Annotated in this window: 14 protein-coding genes; 4 read left to right on the forward strand and 10 right to left on the reverse strand. The window is 59.7% G+C overall.

Features of this window, described 5'->3' with window-relative positions; genetic code table 11:
• Nucleotides 1-220: 220 nt before the first annotated feature.
• A complete protein-coding gene (locus tag EPN93_09415; protein TAL35668.1) occupies nt 221-910 on the reverse strand; it encodes a LuxR family transcriptional regulator in 690 nt (229 codons plus the stop codon).
• A 242-nt stretch (nt 911-1,152) separates the two neighbouring features.
• Between EPN93_09415 and EPN93_09420 the strand changes: the two genes are divergently transcribed.
• Entirely contained in the window at nt 1,153-2,082 is a 930-nt protein-coding gene (locus tag EPN93_09420) for a glycerophosphodiester phosphodiesterase (GenBank protein ID TAL35669.1), read from the forward strand.
• Here EPN93_09420 and EPN93_09425 read toward each other — a convergent pair.
• Entirely contained in the window at nt 2,079-3,737 is a 1,659-nt protein-coding gene (locus EPN93_09425; GenBank protein ID TAL35670.1) for a hypothetical protein, read from the reverse strand. The two genes, EPN93_09420 and EPN93_09425, sit on opposite strands and share 4 nt — an antisense overlap.
• A 77-nt stretch (nt 3,738-3,814) precedes the next feature.
• Here EPN93_09425 and EPN93_09430 point away from each other — a divergent pair, with 77 nt between their 5' ends.
• A complete protein-coding gene (locus EPN93_09430) occupies nt 3,815-5,476 on the forward strand; it encodes an alpha-glucosidase (protein TAL35671.1) in 1,662 nt (553 codons plus the stop codon).
• A gap of 111 nt (nt 5,477-5,587) precedes the next feature.
• On the opposite strand, the gene EPN93_09435 is transcribed toward EPN93_09430, so the two are convergent.
• Nucleotides 5,588-6,655: an AraC family transcriptional regulator gene (locus tag EPN93_09435; protein TAL35672.1), complete on the reverse strand. Its 1,068-nt coding sequence runs from the start codon at nt 6,653-6,655 to the stop codon at nt 5,588-5,590.
• Between the two features lie 132 nt (nt 6,656-6,787).
• Between EPN93_09435 and EPN93_09440 the strand changes: the two genes are divergently transcribed.
• Nucleotides 6,788-7,210 carry a hypothetical protein gene (locus EPN93_09440; GenBank protein TAL35673.1) on the forward strand — a complete coding sequence of 141 codons (423 nt, stop codon included), beginning with the start codon at nt 6,788-6,790 and terminating at the stop codon, nt 7,208-7,210.
• A gap of 206 nt (nt 7,211-7,416) precedes the next feature.
• Here EPN93_09440 and EPN93_09445 read toward each other — a convergent pair whose 3' ends face one another.
• Genes EPN93_09445 through EPN93_09475 form a run of 7 tightly spaced genes read right to left on the reverse strand, consistent with a single transcriptional unit; the run spans nt 7,417 to nt 14,635 of the window.
• Entirely contained in the window at nt 7,417-9,819 is a 2,403-nt protein-coding gene (locus EPN93_09445; GenBank protein ID TAL35674.1) for a hypothetical protein, read from the reverse strand.
• 16 nt (nt 9,820-9,835) lie between these two features.
• A complete protein-coding gene (locus EPN93_09450; GenBank protein TAL35675.1) occupies nt 9,836-10,759 on the reverse strand; it encodes a TerC family protein in 924 nt (307 codons plus the stop codon).
• Between the two features lie 36 nt (nt 10,760-10,795).
• Complete coding sequence (gene corA, locus EPN93_09455) at nt 10,796-11,860, reverse strand: magnesium/cobalt transporter CorA (GenBank protein TAL35676.1); 1,065 nt, start codon at nt 11,858-11,860, stop codon at nt 10,796-10,798.
• Nucleotides 11,861-11,884: 24 nt separating this feature from the next.
• Nucleotides 11,885-12,187: a DNA mismatch repair protein MutS gene (locus tag EPN93_09460; protein ID TAL35677.1), complete on the reverse strand. Its 303-nt coding sequence runs from the start codon at nt 12,185-12,187 to the stop codon at nt 11,885-11,887.
• A complete protein-coding gene (locus EPN93_09465) occupies nt 12,165-13,136 on the reverse strand; it encodes a LysM peptidoglycan-binding domain-containing protein (protein ID TAL35678.1) in 972 nt (323 codons plus the stop codon). Before EPN93_09465 ends, EPN93_09460 begins: the two co-directional genes overlap by 23 nt.
• Nucleotides 13,133-13,951 carry a pyrroline-5-carboxylate reductase gene (proC, locus tag EPN93_09470; protein ID TAL35679.1) on the reverse strand — a complete coding sequence of 273 codons (819 nt, stop codon included), beginning with the start codon at nt 13,949-13,951 and terminating at the stop codon, nt 13,133-13,135. Before proC ends, EPN93_09465 begins: the two co-directional genes overlap by 4 nt.
• Nucleotides 13,952-13,954: 3 nt before the next feature.
• Nucleotides 13,955-14,635, reverse strand: coding sequence for a YggS family pyridoxal phosphate-dependent enzyme (locus EPN93_09475; protein TAL35680.1), 681 nt, complete (start codon nt 14,633-14,635; stop codon nt 13,955-13,957).
• Between the two features lie 499 nt (nt 14,636-15,134).
• Here EPN93_09475 and EPN93_09480 point away from each other — a divergent pair, with 499 nt between their 5' ends.
• Nucleotides 15,135-17,084 (forward strand): methyl-accepting chemotaxis protein, encoded by a 1,950-nt coding sequence (locus EPN93_09480; GenBank protein ID TAL35681.1) that lies wholly within the window; start codon nt 15,135-15,137, stop codon nt 17,082-17,084.
• Nucleotides 17,085-17,089 lie beyond the last annotated feature (5 nt).

Here is a 17,089-nt window from a genome sequence, read left to right on the forward strand (position 1 = left end):
AGAAAAATTGATCCGAGGGGGAGAATAAGGGAAATGAGAAAACGTGTCATAACAACCTCCGTAAATATCCTGTTACCGGGAATGGCGGCCGCATGAAGTTATTCGCGGCATCCGTACCAGCCCGGTTACCACAAATTAAGGCGACTTATTGGGTGCCTGTAAATGGGAGTAATTTCTCATTTTTATAAAAAAACTTTTACTGGGGGGAAATTCCCAGGCACTAGTCGACATTTTTCATACCAAGGAGCAATCCAACCAGACCGTTGCGGTTTTTTACGCCCGTTTTTTGGAAAATATTATATACGTGATTTTTTACCGTATCATCGGTGATATCCAGCGCCCGGCTTATTTCGCGGTTGGTTGAACCGCCTGCGATCATGCCGATGATCTCCTTTTCTCTGCGGGTTATCCCGTACCTTTCGCAGAGCTGGCGTAGCGCATCGGGCGGAACACGGTTTTTCCCCGATAATTCCATGTTCTTTTTCCGGAAAATGCCGCTCGCCTGCTTCAACACGATGACTGCAATGAGCGCCGCAATCATTCCGGTGGCGGCGTGAATTCCGACACGGTATGCAAGGTTGAAGGAGAGTTTTCCTGAATTCCAGAGGAGAATTACGAGTCCGACTGTCAATCCGATAAAAACGCCGTGAAGTGAAGTCTTTTCGCAAAAATCCAGGATATGCGCGGATACGGGATCTCCCCGTTTCAAGGAATCCCCGCCCAAGGCGACGCGGAAAGCGGTAATCACCCTGTCCAAAGGCCATATGGCGAGTGCCGTAATCGGGGGAAATAACAGAATGAGAAGTAACGGGGAAAGTGCGACCAGCGAGAGGATGTCGCCTCCTTCAAGGTATATCGAGAATGCAAGCACCCCTAGCACAAGTTCAAGGATGAGGATAAGTCGGCTCATGGCTGAACGTACGATGACGCGAAAATTTGTTCAAATCATATTTATTTATGACCGCAGCCTGTACTCAGCAGACAGTGATAATTAATTGACTTTTGCTTGTCGTTCGGCAATGTATAAACAACCATTCAGCATTGCATGGGCCGGCGCTGAGTGTTCATTTCATGAGCCGTGTTCTGGTTGGTGACATTATAAAGCGTTTTCTTAAACGAGGCTGAATATTTCTGGGAAATTAAGGATTTAACATGAAAATGATTCTAATAATTTGCGCCTCTTGCGCCGTCATTTATGGAGTCGCCCTGGCCATCGCTACCTTTTCAAATGCGAAGAAAACGCAGAAACCCTTCTTGAATCATCTTGCCAAATTCACCGTATCCGGCCACCGCGGCGCCTCCGTCGAGGCGCCCGGCAACACGATGGACGCCTTCAGGCTCTGCCACGAGATCGATCCGGGATCCCTGTTCGAATGCGACGTCTGGGAATCGAGCGACGGGGTCGTGATGATTTCGCATGACGGCGACCTTTCGATATGCACGAACGGGAAGGGGAATATCGGGGATTTCCCGCTGGGGGAGCTCAAGAAGCTTGATGCCGGTTACAATATAAGCTTTGACGGAGGTGCGATATATCCCTTCCGCGGAAAGGGATACGTCCTCGCGACCCTCGAAGAGCTGCTCGCGGCATATCCCCGGAAACTTCTCTCGATCGATATCAAGTACCATGCCCCGGTGTTCGCGAAAAAGGTGGTCGCACTCGTTCAAAAATATCACGCAGAAGAATATGTCGTGATCGGCTCTTTCAGCGATTCCGTTTTGTCCATGATACGCAGGGAATACCCGTCGCTGTGCAGTTCATTCGGGGTGCACGACGTCATCGTGTTCATGCTCCTGCAAAAAATCGGTCTTGCGCGCCTGTACGCGCCGGCGGGCGACGTGATCATGGTGTCCGAGTTCTCTAATACCAATTATCCCGAGGACTCGCATGGCGCGCATCGGCAGGGATTCCGGATCATCACGGAGCGCTTCATCCGCGACGCGCACGGCATGGGTGTCCCGGTGTTCGCGTGGACCATCAACAGGGCGGACAACATGAAGAGGCTCTACGGGTGGGGGATCGACGGCATCGTTACCGATAATCCGCGTTTGTTGAAACAGACGGTTCCCGGAAATAATTAATTTCGGGATTCCGGTAACCGGCACACCGGAAACGATTTCTCGCAGTGCAGGATTTTGCCCGCCTTCATCACCGCGGCGGGCGTGCGGCAGGCGGTGATGTCTTCCAGCGGATTCCTGTCGAATAGCGCCAGGTCGGCGAGCTTTCCCTCCGCGACGGTGCCGATCCTGTCCTCCATGCGCACGATCCTCGCGCCGTTCACGGTGGCGCAGCGTAGAATTTCGGCGTTCGTGAGGCCCGCGCGCGCCATGCATTCGAGCTCGCGGTAGTAGCCCCCGAAATAGCAGAAGGGCATGCCCGCGTCGATCCCCACGCCCATGGGGACGCCCGCGTCGCGCATCCTCTTCACGTTCCGCATCCCGTACTTCATGATCCCGAAATAGACCGCCGGGTCGACCAGGTAAATATGGTTCTCCCAGAGCTTTTCGAGGCCGGGGTGCCGATAATACCTGAGCACGTCCATATTTGCCGCGTGAAGATCGGGATCGCAGTGGCGCAGGGCGTCCGAACGCAGGTAGGCGCGCCGCGCGGCGAGCTCTTCGCGCATGAGGTCGTCGTCGAACCCGTCCGGAATCTTCCCGTACGCCTCGTCGAAAAGATACGACTGCGCCACCGTCAGCGTGGGCACGACCGATACGCCTTTCTTCACGAGCGTATCGAGCTCCGCGTCCGAGAGCAGGGCATCGCACACCGTGTGCTCCAGCGAGTGTATCGGGTATTTCATCATGCGGTCGAAGCCCCACTTGCGATGATGGTGGCAGGCGACGGGAAGGCCCTGCTTCGCCGCGTAGTCGAAGATCAGCGCGAGCTGTTCGTCGCTGTAGCAGGGAATGTCTCCCGTGCGCGGAAAGATCGACTTGTTGTCCACCGTGAGCTTGATGAAGGAAGCGCCCCGTGCGTTCTCGTCCATCACGCGGCGGAGCTCGGCCGTGTCCTCGAAGTTCGTCATCATCATCCCGATGAACAGCGACGCCGGTTTCGCGAAGACGGAGACCTCGGAGACCGGTATGTCGGGGTGGCTCCCGGCGATGTTCAGGATGGAGTTGCAGTGAACGACCCGGGGGCCTATCAGCCCCCCCTCGTCTATGTCCTTCATGAACCCGTGAAGAAGGGGAGGGAAGGCGCCCATGTCGCGGACCGTGGTTACGCCCGATTCGATCGAGGCGACAAAATGGCGTTTCTGCATCGTGGCGTGCTTGAACATGTCGAGCGGGCTCATCGTGAACACGGGCGAGGCCGTGGTGTGGCAGTGCGCGTCCACGAACCCGGGGGTAACGAAGCGCCCCCCCGCATCGATCACCGCGGCGCCGGGGGCATCGATATCGTCACGCTGCGAGAGCGCAAGTATCTTTTCGCCGCGAATGCGCAGCGTGGCGTTTTCCATGAGCGCGCCCGAAACGGTATCGATCACGGAACAGTTCTTAATGACGAGCCCGCGCGTATAGTCGATCCGGGGAAGCGGTTTCGCGGGAAGCGAGACGCACCCGGGGATGCCCGGCACGGCCGTATACGCCGCGAGCGCCCCGGCGAATTTCAAAAGCTCCCTGCGCGACATGCCCTTTCCGAGCTTATCTTTCATGGGTTCCTCTCCCCGTCCGCGATTCCGTTTTACCTGACACGTCATTCTCCGCCCGTCAATTCTATTTTTGCTTGCCATCGTCCCCGAAAGTATTTATGATACCGAATTCCATCCGCGGTGCACCAGTGACCGCGGCGCGCGTACGAGGGGGGACAATGCCGCCAAAATCGAAATCCGCAGCTAAGAAAAAAGATAAGCGCAGCGACGAGGCGCGGGTGTGGTGGAAGCACGGCGTGATCTACCAGATATACCCGCGCAGCTTTCTCGACGCGAACGGCGACGGCATAGGTGACATCGCCGGCATCACCCAAAAGCTCGACTATATAAAGGACCTGGGTGTGGACGGGGTCTGGCTCTCGCCCATCAACACCTCGCCCATGTACGATTTCGGTTACGATATCTCCGACTACCGCGGAATCGAACCCATTTTCGGCACGTCAGCGGATTTCGACCGGTTCATCAGGGAGGCGCATAAGCGAAAAATGCGCGTCATCATGGACCTGGTGCTCAACCACACGTCGCACATGCATCCCTGGTTCATCGAGTCGCGCTCCTCGCGATCGAGCGCGAAACGCGACTGGTATATCTGGCACGACGGGAAAAACGGGAATCCGCCCAACAACTGGATGGCCGCCTTCGGGGGGCGCGCGTGGGAGTGGGACGAGGAGACGGGCCAGTATTATTTGCATTCCTTCCTCAAGGAGCAGCCGGACGTAAACTGGCGCAATCCCGCCCTCAAGAAGGCGATGTGGGGCGAGGTCAAATACTGGCTGGACAGGGGCGTGGACGGCTTCCGGCTGGACGTCGTGAATTATTTCGTCAAGGACGACCGGTGGCGGAGCAACCCGTGCACGATCGGGGAGCACCCGCGGCCCTACGACATGCAGAGGCATATCTACGACCGCAACCGCCCAGAGATGCACGATATCGCCAGGGAATTCAGGAAGCTCCTGGACCGCTACGACGAGCGCATGTCGGTGGGCGAGGTCTACGCCGAAAAGCCCGGCGACCCGGAGCTTTCCGCGAGCTACCTGGGAAACGGGGCCGACGAGCTCCACCTCGCGTTCGATTTCTCGCTCATCTTTTCGAAGTGGAACGCGCGCGTGTTCAGGGAGCGCGTGGCCATGTACGACGCGCACGTGCCGCCGGAGGGCTGGCCGTGCTATGTGCTCTCCAATCACGACCAGCCCCGCAGCATAAGCCGTATCGGCGGCGGACGGGACGCCCAGGCGCGCGCGCGCGTTGCCGCGACGATGCTCCTCACCCTGCGCGGGACGCCGTTCGTCTACTACGGCGAGGAACTGGGCATGCGCAACGGCGCGATCCGGAAGCGCGACATACAGGACCCCGTGGGAAAAAAATACTGGCCGTTCGACAAGGGGCGCGACCCGGAGCGCACGCCCATGCAGTGGACGCCCGGCGCGCACGCGGGCTTCACGACCGGCGAGCCATGGCTTCCCGTGGGCGCGGATTACCGGTCGGCGAACGTGGAGCGCGAGGAGGGGGATCCCGGTTCGCTCCTCGAGTTCTACAAATCGCTCATCCGGCTCAGGGGGGAAAAACGCGCCCTGCATCGGGGGGCGTGGATTTCCATAACCGAGCTTCCCCGGGCAGTGATGGCGTACTACCGGATATACCGCGAAGAGGAATGCTTCGTGGCGCTCAATTTCAAGGGCTCTTCCCGCACGGTGCTTGTGGAAGACGAATCGCTCTGGAAGGTGATCCATTCTACGCACAGGCCCCATGGCGAGGTGCTGACCCAGCTATCGTTCAGCCTGGCCGGGTACGAGGCGCTTGTGCTAGAAAAGATCCGCTGAGGCGACCGCACGCGTATTCCATGATTTTTTGTAATGGTCCGATCCTTTCTATCTCGCCATCTCCCATGAAGGGCGCCTGCGGAAGCTGCATGTTAGTATGAAAGCCCGTTCTCATTCATGGCGTTTGGCGCTTCCCCTTTTCCTGAATTCTCCGGGCGTGCTGCCGGTCCATTTCCTGAACGCGCGGTTGAACGCGCTCTGCTCCGAGAACCCCAGGAGCAGGGCGATCTCGCATAACGACATCTCGCCGCGCGTCATGCAGCCCTCCGCAGTCTCGCTGAGCGCGCGGTCCCTGAGCGCGCGGAAGCCCGTTCCCTCTGCCGCGAGACGGTTCTGGAGCGTTCTTGCCCCCGTCCCCAGCGTCCTGGCCACGGCCTTGAGCGACCGGTCGTCCCCGGACAGTATCGCCGCATCTATCGCCTCGAGCGTCGCGTGCGCCCAGCGGTCCCGCGCGTACAGCTTTTCATGGAGCCCCTGGGCGTAGCGTGCGAGCGCTTCCCGCGCCCCGGCGTTCGCGAAGGGGAGGGGCCTCGCGAGCGCCTCGTGCGCGAAGCGTATTTCATTGCGTAGAGCGCCGAATTCCACGGAAGTGTTGAACACCTTCCGGTACTCGCCGCGCTCCGGCGGGGCCTCGTGGCGGAAGCGGACCGCGATGACGGCAACGGCGTTTCCCGTTATCCTGCGCAGCACCGAGACGATCATCGAGGCCGTCGATTCGGCGAGCTGGCGTCCTATCGCGGAAGGCACCGTGACGCCGATCACGGTGATGACGGCCTCGCTTCCCTCCTCCGCGAGGCGGGGTCGCACGCGGTCGGACATGAGGGCGTGGTAGCGGAAAAATATTTCCAGCGCCCTCCGGACGTCCGCCGAGTTCATCATCATCGCATGAAGGAAATGCCCCTCCATGAGCGTTCCGAACGCCGCGCCGAAATGCAGGCCAAAGAAGGGATCCTCAAGCGCGGGGCGCAGGCCGGCGAGAATCGCGTCGAACTCACCGGTGGAAACGCGCGCCCCGGGAGCGTCGAGCGCGTGCGCCTCCAGTCCGGCGGCGCGTAGGGCGCGCGCCTTTTCCGCGGGGGAAATCGCGGTATAACGCATCACCATCCTGACCAGGTCCGCCGAAACCGTCGATCCCCCGCGACGCGCGTCCGTCATAATACCCCTCCGTTTCCCGTCCATGGGGCGAAGGACACCCCCGGCAAAAAAATAGGCCGCCTTCGCGGAAAATCAAATCCTTTTCGTGATGCGTCAAGACGTTTGCGCCGTTTCATGTGATACTATCCGTATACTTTTATTGAAACGGAGGCTGAAATGAAACGCTCACGTGCTTTTATAAGGGCCTGTTACTGGGCGGGCGCGCTCGCCGACCTTATCGCGACGGCGCCGCTCGTCTCACCGCGCGCCGCATCGTTCATGTTCGGCGTGGACCCGTCCGCCGCGACCGACGCGTACTTCTACGTCGCCAGGGTGGGCGCCTCCCTCATGCTCGGATGGACCTTCCTGCTCGCGTGGGGGGCCAGGAGGCCTATCGAGCGAAGGGGCGTCCTGCTCATCACCGTATTTCCCGTTCTCGCCGGGATCATTACGGCGGGCATCCTTGCGGTGGCATCCGGGTTCGTCATGCCCGAACGCATGATACCCACGTGGATCTTCCAGGCGCTCATAACCCCGGCATATATCATCGCATGGGTCATGGCGGGAAGGATTGCGGCGCAGGGAGGCCGTGATGAATAGCCCAATCATTGAAGCATTACTGCGAAACAGGCACCATGCTCCGAACAGGGCGCACCGGCTAGGGCGCAGGGAGTAGGGGAGTCGGGGATGGAAAAAATGGGGGTACGGCCTCGATGAAGGTGCGGATCCGAATCCGCACCTTCATCGAGGCCACTATCTCCCATGAAGGGCGTCTCCAGTATTTGCATTGACGGGGATTGTTCGGTTCAGTCCCTGAGCGTCACGATCGTGACGCCGTCGCCGCCCTCGCCCATTTCACCGGGACGGAAATCCATCACGTAGCCCGAATGGGGGAGGGTGCTGCGCACCGCGGCCTTGAGCGCGCCCGTCCCGTGGCCGTGGATGACCACGGCCACGCGTATGCCGCTTCGCGTCATCCTGTCGAATTCGCTTTCCATTTTCGCGAGCGCCTCTTCCACGCGCATGCCGCGCATGTCCACGGTGTTGTAGCTCGTCTGCACCGTGAGCGGCACGAACTTTTCCTCGGGCTCCGGCTCCTTCGGCTTTTCCTTGCGGGGCGGCGCGGGGGGAGCGCCGCGCGGGAGCATCAGGTCCTTCCAGCGGTACCGGCTCTTGAGGCCCCGGCCCAGTACGACCTCCGCCGTTCCGGCGGCGCGGTCGAGCGGGCCCAGCGTCCCCTCTTTTTCGAGGGGGATTACCAGGACGCGCGCGCCCGGGATCGCAGCGTCCGGATCAAAATTCGCATAACGGTCCAGAAAGCGCGCGGGGCCCTCGTTCTGCATACGCCCGCGGACGCCCGCCTCGATCGCGAGCGCCTCTTTCTGGAGCGTGACCGCGTCCTTCATCCCCGCCTGCTGTATTTCCTTCATGCGCGAGGCTATCTTCACGCGGAAACTGCGGAGCTCGTCCAGGAACTCGACGCCGCGCTCGAACTTGAGCTCCTCGGCGGTGTGGGCCTGGCGGCGCACCTTGTCGGCGAAGGCGCGCTTCTCCTTATCGAGCTCCACCTGCGCGTCCCCGAGCCGGGCGCGCTCCTCGTCCAGCTCGCGCGCGTGCCGCTGCAGGGATTCTATCAGCCCCTCTGCGGTGGTGCTGCGCTCGTCCAGGAGCGCCTGCGCGCGGGCGAGCACGTCCTCGGGCACGCCGTAGTTGCGGGCTATCTCGATCGCGTAGCTCGCGCCGGGGATTCCCACGTGCAGCCGGTAGGTGGGCGCGAGCGTTTCCATGTCGAAGGATACGGACGCGTTCACGAAGCGGGCGTCGCCCGATCCGAGCTCCTTGAGCTCCCCGTAATGCGTGGTGACGATGATGCTCGCGCCGGATTCCACGAGCCTTTCGAGGAGCGCCTGCGCGAGCGCCGCCCCCTGGCGCGGGTTGGTTCCCTGCGCGATCTCGTCGATGAGCACGAGGCTTCCCGGCCGGGCGCGCTCGATCATCTCGCCCATGACCACGATTTGCCCGGAGAACGATGAGAGGGATTGGGCGATGCTCTGGTCGTCGCCGATATCGGCCATGATGTCCGTGTAAAGCCCTGCCCGCGAATCGGGACCTGCGGGCAGGTGAAGCCCGTGCATGAGCAGGAGCGCCGACAGGCCTATGGTCTTCATGAGCACCGTCTTGCCGCCCGTGTTCGCGCCCGAGATGATGAGGCAGCGGTACGGGTCCCCAAGCGAAATATCGTTGGCGACGGTGCCGCCCGGGTTCATCAGGTACAGGAGCGGGTGGCGCGCGCCATAGAGCTGCATGCGCGGCTCGTCCAGGACCTCCGGCGCGCTCCCCCGGATGTGGGCGCTCAAGGCGGCCGCGGCGCATAGAAAATCGAGGTAGGCGGCGCGCTCCAGGTTCGCCATGAGCTCGTCGGCATGAGCGCCCACAAGCTCCGAAAGCTCCCGCACGATGCGCCCTATCTCCATCTGGAGCTCGACCGAGAGCGAGATAAGCCGGTTGTTCGCCTGGTGGACGCCATCGGGCTCCATGTAGACGGTCTGCCCGCTTGAGGACACGTCCAGCGCGGTGCCCCGCACCGAGTTCTTGTACTGCGCCTTGACGAGTATCACATAACGGTCGTTGCGCGTGGTGAATACGCGTTCCTGGACGGCGCGCTCCATCGAGGGCGCGTAGACGAGCGCGAGGAGCGCCTTCTCGGTCTCCTGGCGCAGGCGAAACATTTCTCCCTTGAGGCGCGCGAGTACGGGGTAGCGCGCCTCCGAAAGCTCGTTTGCGTCCGTGAGCGCGGGGATGAGCGATGCGCCGATCTCTTTTAAGGGGCTCGTCAGGGAAAGCTCGTCCGAGAGGGAGGGTATATCGGCGCGGTGCAGGGTGAGAAACCCGCGCAATGCCTGCGAGGCAATCACGAATTCGCGCACCGCCGCGATCTCGGCGAGCTTGAGGCTCCCGCCCTTGCGCGCGAGGACGCAGGACGGGGCGATATCGGTCACCCCGGAGAACGAGGGGGCTTCACCCTTGCCCAGGAGCTCCTTGATCTCGGTGATCATGCGGAGCTGCGGCTCTATCCGCTCTTTCCCGGCCGGTGCGAGCGCGCGCACGCACTGCGCCCCCGGTTCGCTGCTCGTGCGCGCCGCAAGCTCGCCGAGCACCTGATCCCATTCGAGGATCTTCAGCACGCGCGCGGAGAGTGGGGCGTTCATGGGATGTAATGCGCGGCTACTTCTTTCCCCTGGGCGGGAAAAAGACGGAGGCGAGAATGGAAACCAGGAGTATTCCGCCTACGACCCCCAGCGCGACGCTTATCGGTATTTTAACGTCGAAATAGCCGGTAACCAGCATTTTGGCGCCCACGAACACGAGTATGGCGGATAACCCGTAGTTGAGATAATGAAAGAGGGGCATGATGCCCGCCATCGCGAAATAGAGCGCCCGCAGGCCCAGGATGGCGAAGATGTTGGACGTGTAGACGATGAAGCGGTCAAGGGTTATCGAGAGAATGGCCGGGATCGAATCGACCGCGAAGACGACATCCGTCGTTTCGATGACCAGGACCACCACGAACAGCGGGGTGGCGAAAAGCTTTCCCTTCTCCCGCACGAAAAAGCGGGCCCCGTGGTAATCCTTGGTCACGGGCATGAATTTGCGGAACAGCTTCAGCATCGGGTTGTTCTCCGGATGCACCTCCTTCTCCTTTTCGAACGCCATCTTGACGCCGATAAAAATCAGGAATGCCCCGAACACGTATATTATCCAGTGTATGCGCTCGATCAGCTCGACGCCCGCGAGAATGAACATGGCCCGCATTACGATCGCGCCCACGATGCCCCAGAACAGCACCTTATGCCGGTACTTGGGGGGGATCGCGAAATAGTTGAAGATCAGGATGAAGACGAAGATATTGTCCACGCTCAGCGAATATTCGATGAGGTAGCCCGTCAGGAATTCGAGCGCACTGTCGGCTCCACGGTAATAGTATATGCCCGCATTAAAGACGATTGCCAGGCTTATCCAGAATGCCACCCATTTGAAAGACTCCCGGACATTGATCTCGTGGTGCGTCCGGTTCAAAACCTTGAGGTCGAACACCAGCAGTGCCACGATGAAAAAGACGAACCCGCCCCAGATTAACAGCTCGTGCATGTTTAACCAACCCCGCCGCCGGAAAATTTAGATCATCTAAAACCACTTGCGCTTCTTGAAAATCGCGAGCATTCCAAGACCGATAAGGATCATGACGCCCATCGCGATGAAATATGCGTACGGATTCTCGAGCCCCGGCATGAACTTGAAATTCATCCCGTATACCCCCGTGATAAAGCTCAGGGGAATGAAGATCGTCGTGATGATCGTGAGTACCTTCATGATCTCGTTCATACGGATGTTCAGGCTCGACAGGTAAATGTCCACCATGCCCGAAAGCATATCGCGGAAAACCTCGATCGTGTCAATAATTTGTATGGTATGGTCGTAGATATCCTTGAAATATACCAGGTTCGCCTGGCTTATCATGGGCGATTCGCCCCGTCCCAGGCCGCTTACCACCTCCCGCAGCGGCCATACCGACCTGCGAAGCAGTATCATCTCGCGCTTCATGAAATGTATGTCGTTGATCGTGTCCCGGTCGGGGTGGCCGATCACCTCTTCCTCGATCGCCTCGATCTTCTCCCCCAGTTTTTCGAAAATGGAGAAGTAATTGTCCACGATCGCGTCCAGGAGCGCGTAAAACAGGAAATCGGCGCCCTGTTTCCGGATGCGTCCCTGGTCGTTCATGATGCGGTCGATCACCGGGATGAAGTCGTCGCCCGCGGTTTCCTGGAAGGTGATGACCAGGTCCCGCCCCAGGATGATGCTCACCTGCTCGGGCACGATTTCGCCGCTCTTCTCGTCAAAGTGGAGGATTTTCAGCACCACGTAGGTGTAGTCCTCCCAGACGTCGAATTTCGGCCGCTGGTTGGTGTTCAGGATATCCTCGAGTACGAGCGGGTGAATTCCAAACGTCTTGCCCAGTTCGCCAATCAGATCCACCTTGTGGATGCCCACAACGTCTATCCAGCGAATGGAATTCTCGAAAGCGCTGTCGCAGCAGGCGGAAATTTCGCCTATGTCCTTGATGTTGAACTTCTGCTCGTTGTACTCGACGAGGAGAACCCGCACCTCCTCGGTCTTTTTCTCGCCCACGTGCACCAGCGAACCGGGGGGCAGCCCCTTCTTTTTCGAAACCCGGTTGACGAGCTTTTTCATTGGCGTGTTATCCCCCCGCGCGCCTCATTTGTCAATGTTAATATGGACGATCGTCGCCCCCCAGTTCGCCTTGTCGTCGTGAAAGGATAGGACCGCCGGGTGGGCGGCGAGGGCGGCGAGGGTGATGGACTTGAGTACGGAGCGTCCCCTGCCGTGGACGATCCTCACGCGGGCAAGGCCCTTCGCGCGCGCGTCGTCGATAAAATCCACCACAAGGTTTTTTGCGTCGCGGGGGCTGAAATGGTGCAGGTCGAGCTCTTCCCCGGGTTCGATCCTGAACACGCCGGGTTCGTCCACGCGAACCCTACCAGATGAAGAGAAGCGGATTGAGGACCTTGCCGTGGCGTGTCATCATGAAATGCAGATGGGGTCCGGTTGACAGCCCCGTCGATCCCACGAGGGCAATCACCTGATCCCGGGCGACCATGTCCCCTTGTTTCGCCTTGATGGCGAGGCAGTGGCCATACATCGATTCGTATCCGTCGGGATGAATGATCTTGATCGCGTGGCCGTACCCGTCCAGCCAGCCGGTGTATGAAACGATTCCCTCGCGGATGGGATAGATCGGGGCGCCCATGCGCGATTGGATGTCCACGCCGTTATGAAACTCCATCTTGGTGTGGTAGGGCGCGACCCGGTCCCCGAAGAGCGACGAGTACAGCCCCTCGGTCAGCGGGTGCTGGTAGTTTCTCCTTATATTGTAAAGCATTTGGAGCTGCCGGCTCACGAGGTAGGGCTGCGCGCCTTTGAAAAAGGCGAGGCGCATGTCGTCCATGGAGAAAAGGCGGAAGGGGGAATGGATGTAATTGCCCAGGATGGGGCCCTTGTGGCCCAGGAGGCGTTTCATGCGCAGGGCGTCGATAAAACTGTCGCAGGGCACGAGCACGCCGGTCTCGAGCGGAACTGCGATCTCGGTCCCTTCCTTCGCCTGCATCGAGGTGAGGAACGGGTTCGCCGCGATGATCGTGTCGACGTTGATGTTATAGCGGCGCGCGATGTCCCAGAAGGACTCCCCCGACTGGACCGTGTGAAACTTCAGCTTCGTCCCCGGGTTATGCGGGTAGGATTTCAGGAACTTGATGTAGTCAGGCCCGGAGGTGAAAAAGGGAAATCCCTCCCGGATCGTGTAACCCTGGGGATCCACGACGACCTGCGTGACCACGAAGACGGCGATGATGTTGCCCACCACGAGTACGGCGGAGATCGCGATGGCTATAAGCGCCAGGGCCCACTTGACCTGTTTTAGCTGGTACTGCGTTACCGGCCATCCGTTCATGCCTTGGTGTCCCCCAATTTTGCGGCCTTAACGGTTGCGGCTTCCACGGCGTCCATGACAATTCCCGAAAAGCCTGATCTTTCAAGGATGTGCACACCCTCGATGGTAGTGCCGCCCGGCGAGGTAACCTTCCCGCGAAGTGAGATCGGGTTTTCATTCGATTCGAGCACCATCGCCGCCGCGCCCGACACGGTCTGGGCGGCGAGCATGAGCGCCTCCCTGCGGGGAATGCCCATCTTGACCCCCCCGTCGGCAAGCGCCTGAATGAACGTGAACACGTATGCCGGTCCGCTGCCGGAGAGGCCCGTGACCGCATTCATAAGCTTTTCCGGTAAAATGAGCGTCCTGCCGCTGCACGCGAATACCTCTTCTACCAGGTCTATCCCCTCCGGGGCAGTGTGCCCGTTCGGCGCGAGAACGCTCATTCCCTCGCCCAGGAGCGCGGGGGTGTTCGGCATGACCCGTACGATCTGCTGGCCGGGAAGACTCATCGCCCCGAGCGCCTCCAGCGTGACGCCCGCGGCGATCGAAACGAGTATCTTCCCCCCGAGCGCTTCCCGGATCCCGGCGACCACGGCCGGTACCGTGTCGGGCTTTACCGCGAGTATCACGATATCGGACATCCTGACGAGGTCCGTGGCGGCAGCGGCGCATGAAAGCCCGTGCTCGCGCTGCAGCGAATCGACCCGGGAGGCGTCCACGTCGAAACAGACGATGCGGCAGTTCGCGTCGCGGCGGAGCAGCCCCTGGATGAGCGCGCCGCCCATGTTTCCCGTACCGATCACGCCGACGGTTCTATTGTCCAGCCTTTTCATTCCCTAATCCCTGGTCCCGAATATGGCAGTCCCGATGCGCACCATGGTCGCCCCCTCCTCGACGGCGATACGGTAGTCCGACGACATCCCCATGGAAAGCTCCTGCATATCGGTTCCCAGCGCCGCGTTCGTCTTCGTTAGAATTTCCGCGAGCATGCGGAACGAGGCGCGGACCCTGTCTTCGTCCCCCGTAAGGGGCCCAATGGTCATAAGTCCCCGGAGATCCACGCTGGGGAGCTCCCGCACCGCACGACAGAGGGCTATCGCGTCATCGGGACGGACCCCGCTCTTGCTGTCTTCGCCCGAGGTGTTCACCTGGACGAGCACCTTTTGCACCTTATCGATTTTCCGCGCCTCCGTGTCAACCATTACTGCGGTGCCGTGTTTGTCGATGGAATGGATCAGCTCGAATAGCGCGACCGCGTCCCTGGCCTTGTTCGACTGGAGGTGGCCCACCAGGTGAAAGCCAAATTCGCCCTTAAGCAGCGGGATTTTCGCCCTGGCCTCCTGTATCCTGTTCTCGCCGAACAGCCGGATACCTTCATTTATGGCCTTTTGTATAGTATCGGCGTCATGCGTCTTGGAAATCGCTATTATCTGCACGCCGCGCGCGTCTCCCCCGCGCGCATGTGCGATCGCGTCGATCTCCTCGCGTATGCCGTGTACCTTCTCTATGTAGCTCATCGGGCGCTCGCGGGGTTATGGTGAATCCGGATAACTGCGCTCTCCACGTTATTTCCAGCTTTATGAAACCCGGGCAAGGCGATATGTCAATATCTTTTTACCGGGCGGACGGTCGGTTTTTTTGATCGCGGGCGGGCCGTCATCCAGGGATACTATGCATGGCTTTCTGTTCCTTTTACGGCCATCTACCCATTACCCACATCACACAAACTGTCTAAAGAGGCCCCCTAAATCCCCCGGAGGGGGACTTCAACAATCGGCAGAATATGCATTTTCTGTCATTGGCAGATATCGTTGCCCCCCATCGGGGGGTATGGGGGGTGTTTTTTGACTTGTGGGTAATGGGTAGTACGGCCATAGGGGTCCGATATCACCCGCTGCTGCCTCCGGTTGAGATATTTTCCTTGAGTCGAATCGGGTTTGCGAATATAATCCGATGCATTCGGTTGCGTGAGCGGCCCCGAAAGAGGCCCGATAAATATGTGTAAGAGCGGAATACATGAAAATCACCCGAAAAAGCCTGTCGGCGAAGATTACCTTTATACTCGTGCTTATTATACTCGCGGTAACCGCGGTCATGGCCGGAGTGGCCTACGTGCGGACGCGCGCGAAGGTGCTCGACGCCTATAAAGAAAAGGCCGGGGAGTTTGCGAGCATCGGCGCGGAACTGGCGCGCGAGCAGATCGAGAACGAGATCGATTCGGGAAGGCACAAACTTGCCGAATTCATTAACTTCAAATACAAGGAGCTTTCCGTGGGAGAGTGCGTGAAGCTCTGGGTGCGCCCTGAAGACAGGGAAAGGCTGCCCAAGGATTATCTCCAGAAGGTGTTCGCCTCCCGGGAGACCCGCAAGGATGGGAGCATCGACAGCTTTCAGCGCTTCATGCCTGAATACGGCGACGACGAGCAGTTTGCCGGCCGCATGCGCCGCCTGGTGGACGGCTTCCTCAAGGTGCCGGAGGTGGGAATAACCGCCCTGATGGATAAAAACGGGCTGGTTCCCTTTCATAATTCGAGAAATTCCCAGAAGCTCACCGGGGATTTGAAGAAAGACATAGAGGGGTCCCGGACGAACAGGATATGGGACTACCTGGGAAAAAACTTCGAGCCGGATCGGATCAAGTCTGCCGATTACGTGCGTGACACGGGAGAGGTCTATATAAACAGCTATGCGCCCATCCGCATCAAGGGCCAGTTCTGGGGCGGCGTCATCCTGGCGTATTACGCGAAGGACGTAAACCGCCAGATCGTGACCGAAACGATCTTCACCGTGAGCGTGATCCTCATCGGGGCGGTCATCATATTCATCGCGCTCAACCTCCTCATCACGCGAAACCTCCGGCCCATCGTGCGGGTCTCCGAAATCCTGAAAGAGGTCGCACGGGGCGATTTCACCAGGAGGGTCGATTACGAGGGCGAGGACGAGGTCGGGATGATCTCCACGAACCTGAACATCATGATCGAGCAGTCCAGCCGGACCATCGAATTCCTTAAAAACGCGGCCACCTCTCTCGCCGCGTCCAGCGAGGAGCTTACCTCCACCTCGATGACGATGGGCTCCAGCAGCACCGCGCAGGCGGGCTCCGTGCGGGAGATCACCGTGGAGCTCAACCTGGTGCTGGACTCGCTCAAGGAGACCACGGAGTACATCAACGAGCAGGTGGAGGACGTTTCCCGGGCGGCGGAGTCGATATCGAGCCTGGAGGACATGTCGAAGAAGATCGCCGGCAACATGCAGGTGGTCAGGGACCAGAGCGCGCGCTCCATGTCGATCTCCAGGGACGGGGAATCCATGGGCGAGTCCACCGCGGACGCCATGAACCTCATCGTGGAGTCCTCGAAACGGATCACCGACATGGTGAACATCATCAACGACATATCCGACAAGATCAACCTGCTCTCCCTGAACGCCTCCATCGAGGCCGCGCGCGCGGGCGACGCGGGAAGGGGTTTCGCCGTGGTGGCCGACGAGATTGGAAAGCTCGCCGACAATACCAGCCGGCAGGTCAAGGAGATCCAGACCCTATCGACCGAGATCGAGCACAACGTGGGCACCGGCAGCCAGATGGTCGGAAAAATCCGCCAGGCAATCGCCACGATCATGCAGATCATCGAGAACAATTCCAACCTTATCGAGGAGATCGCCGGCCTCTCGAACCAGCAGGCGGATAACCACAACCGCATTCGCGAGGTGATGAGCCGGCTGGAGGAAAAGGCCGCGAATATAATCAAGGTATCGGAGTTCCAGCGGTCTAACAGCGAGTCCATGAAAGACGCGATGCGCCGGATACAGGAATTCGCCTCCGAGAACGCCTCGGGGGCCGAAGAGATCGCCGCCTCATCCGAGGAGCTCTCCTCGCGCGCCGAGGGCCTGCACCAGCTCATCGAGGGGTTTAAAACCTTGACAATGGAGGAACTGGACCGCAAAGATGGCGCCGGAAATTCCTGAACCGG

The sequence above is a fragment of the Spirochaetota bacterium genome (assembly GCA_004297825.1).
Lineage (GTDB): Bacteria > Spirochaetota > UBA4802 > UBA4802 > UBA5368 > FW300-bin19.

Coding starts and splice junctions, on each gene's coding strand:
- EPN93_09415 (TAL35668.1), bottom strand. CDS start 910: ATGAGCCGACTTATCCTCATCCTTGAACTTGTGCTAGGGGTGCTTGCA.
- EPN93_09420 (TAL35669.1), top strand. CDS start 1,153: ATGAAAATGATTCTAATAATTTGCGCCTCTTGCGCCGTCATTTATGGA.
- EPN93_09425 (TAL35670.1), bottom strand. CDS start 3,737: ATGGCAAGCAAAAATAGAATTGACGGGCGGAGAATGACGTGTCAGGTA.
- EPN93_09430 (TAL35671.1), top strand. CDS start 3,815: ATGCCGCCAAAATCGAAATCCGCAGCTAAGAAAAAAGATAAGCGCAGC.
- EPN93_09435 (TAL35672.1), bottom strand. CDS start 6,655: ATGGACGGGAAACGGAGGGGTATTATGACGGACGCGCGTCGCGGGGGA.
- EPN93_09440 (TAL35673.1), top strand. CDS start 6,788: ATGAAACGCTCACGTGCTTTTATAAGGGCCTGTTACTGGGCGGGCGCG.
- EPN93_09445 (TAL35674.1), bottom strand. CDS start 9,819: ATGAACGCCCCACTCTCCGCGCGCGTGCTGAAGATCCTCGAATGGGAT.
- EPN93_09450 (TAL35675.1), bottom strand. CDS start 10,759: ATGCACGAGCTGTTAATCTGGGGCGGGTTCGTCTTTTTCATCGTGGCA.
- corA (TAL35676.1), bottom strand. CDS start 11,860: ATGAAAAAGCTCGTCAACCGGGTTTCGAAAAAGAAGGGGCTGCCCCCC.
- EPN93_09465 (TAL35678.1), bottom strand. CDS start 13,136: ATGAACGGATGGCCGGTAACGCAGTACCAGCTAAAACAGGTCAAGTGG.
- proC (TAL35679.1), bottom strand. CDS start 13,951: ATGAAAAGGCTGGACAATAGAACCGTCGGCGTGATCGGTACGGGAAAC.
- EPN93_09475 (TAL35680.1), bottom strand. CDS start 14,635: ATGAGCTACATAGAGAAGGTACACGGCATACGCGAGGAGATCGACGCG.
- EPN93_09480 (TAL35681.1), top strand. CDS start 15,135: ATGAAAATCACCCGAAAAAGCCTGTCGGCGAAGATTACCTTTATACTC.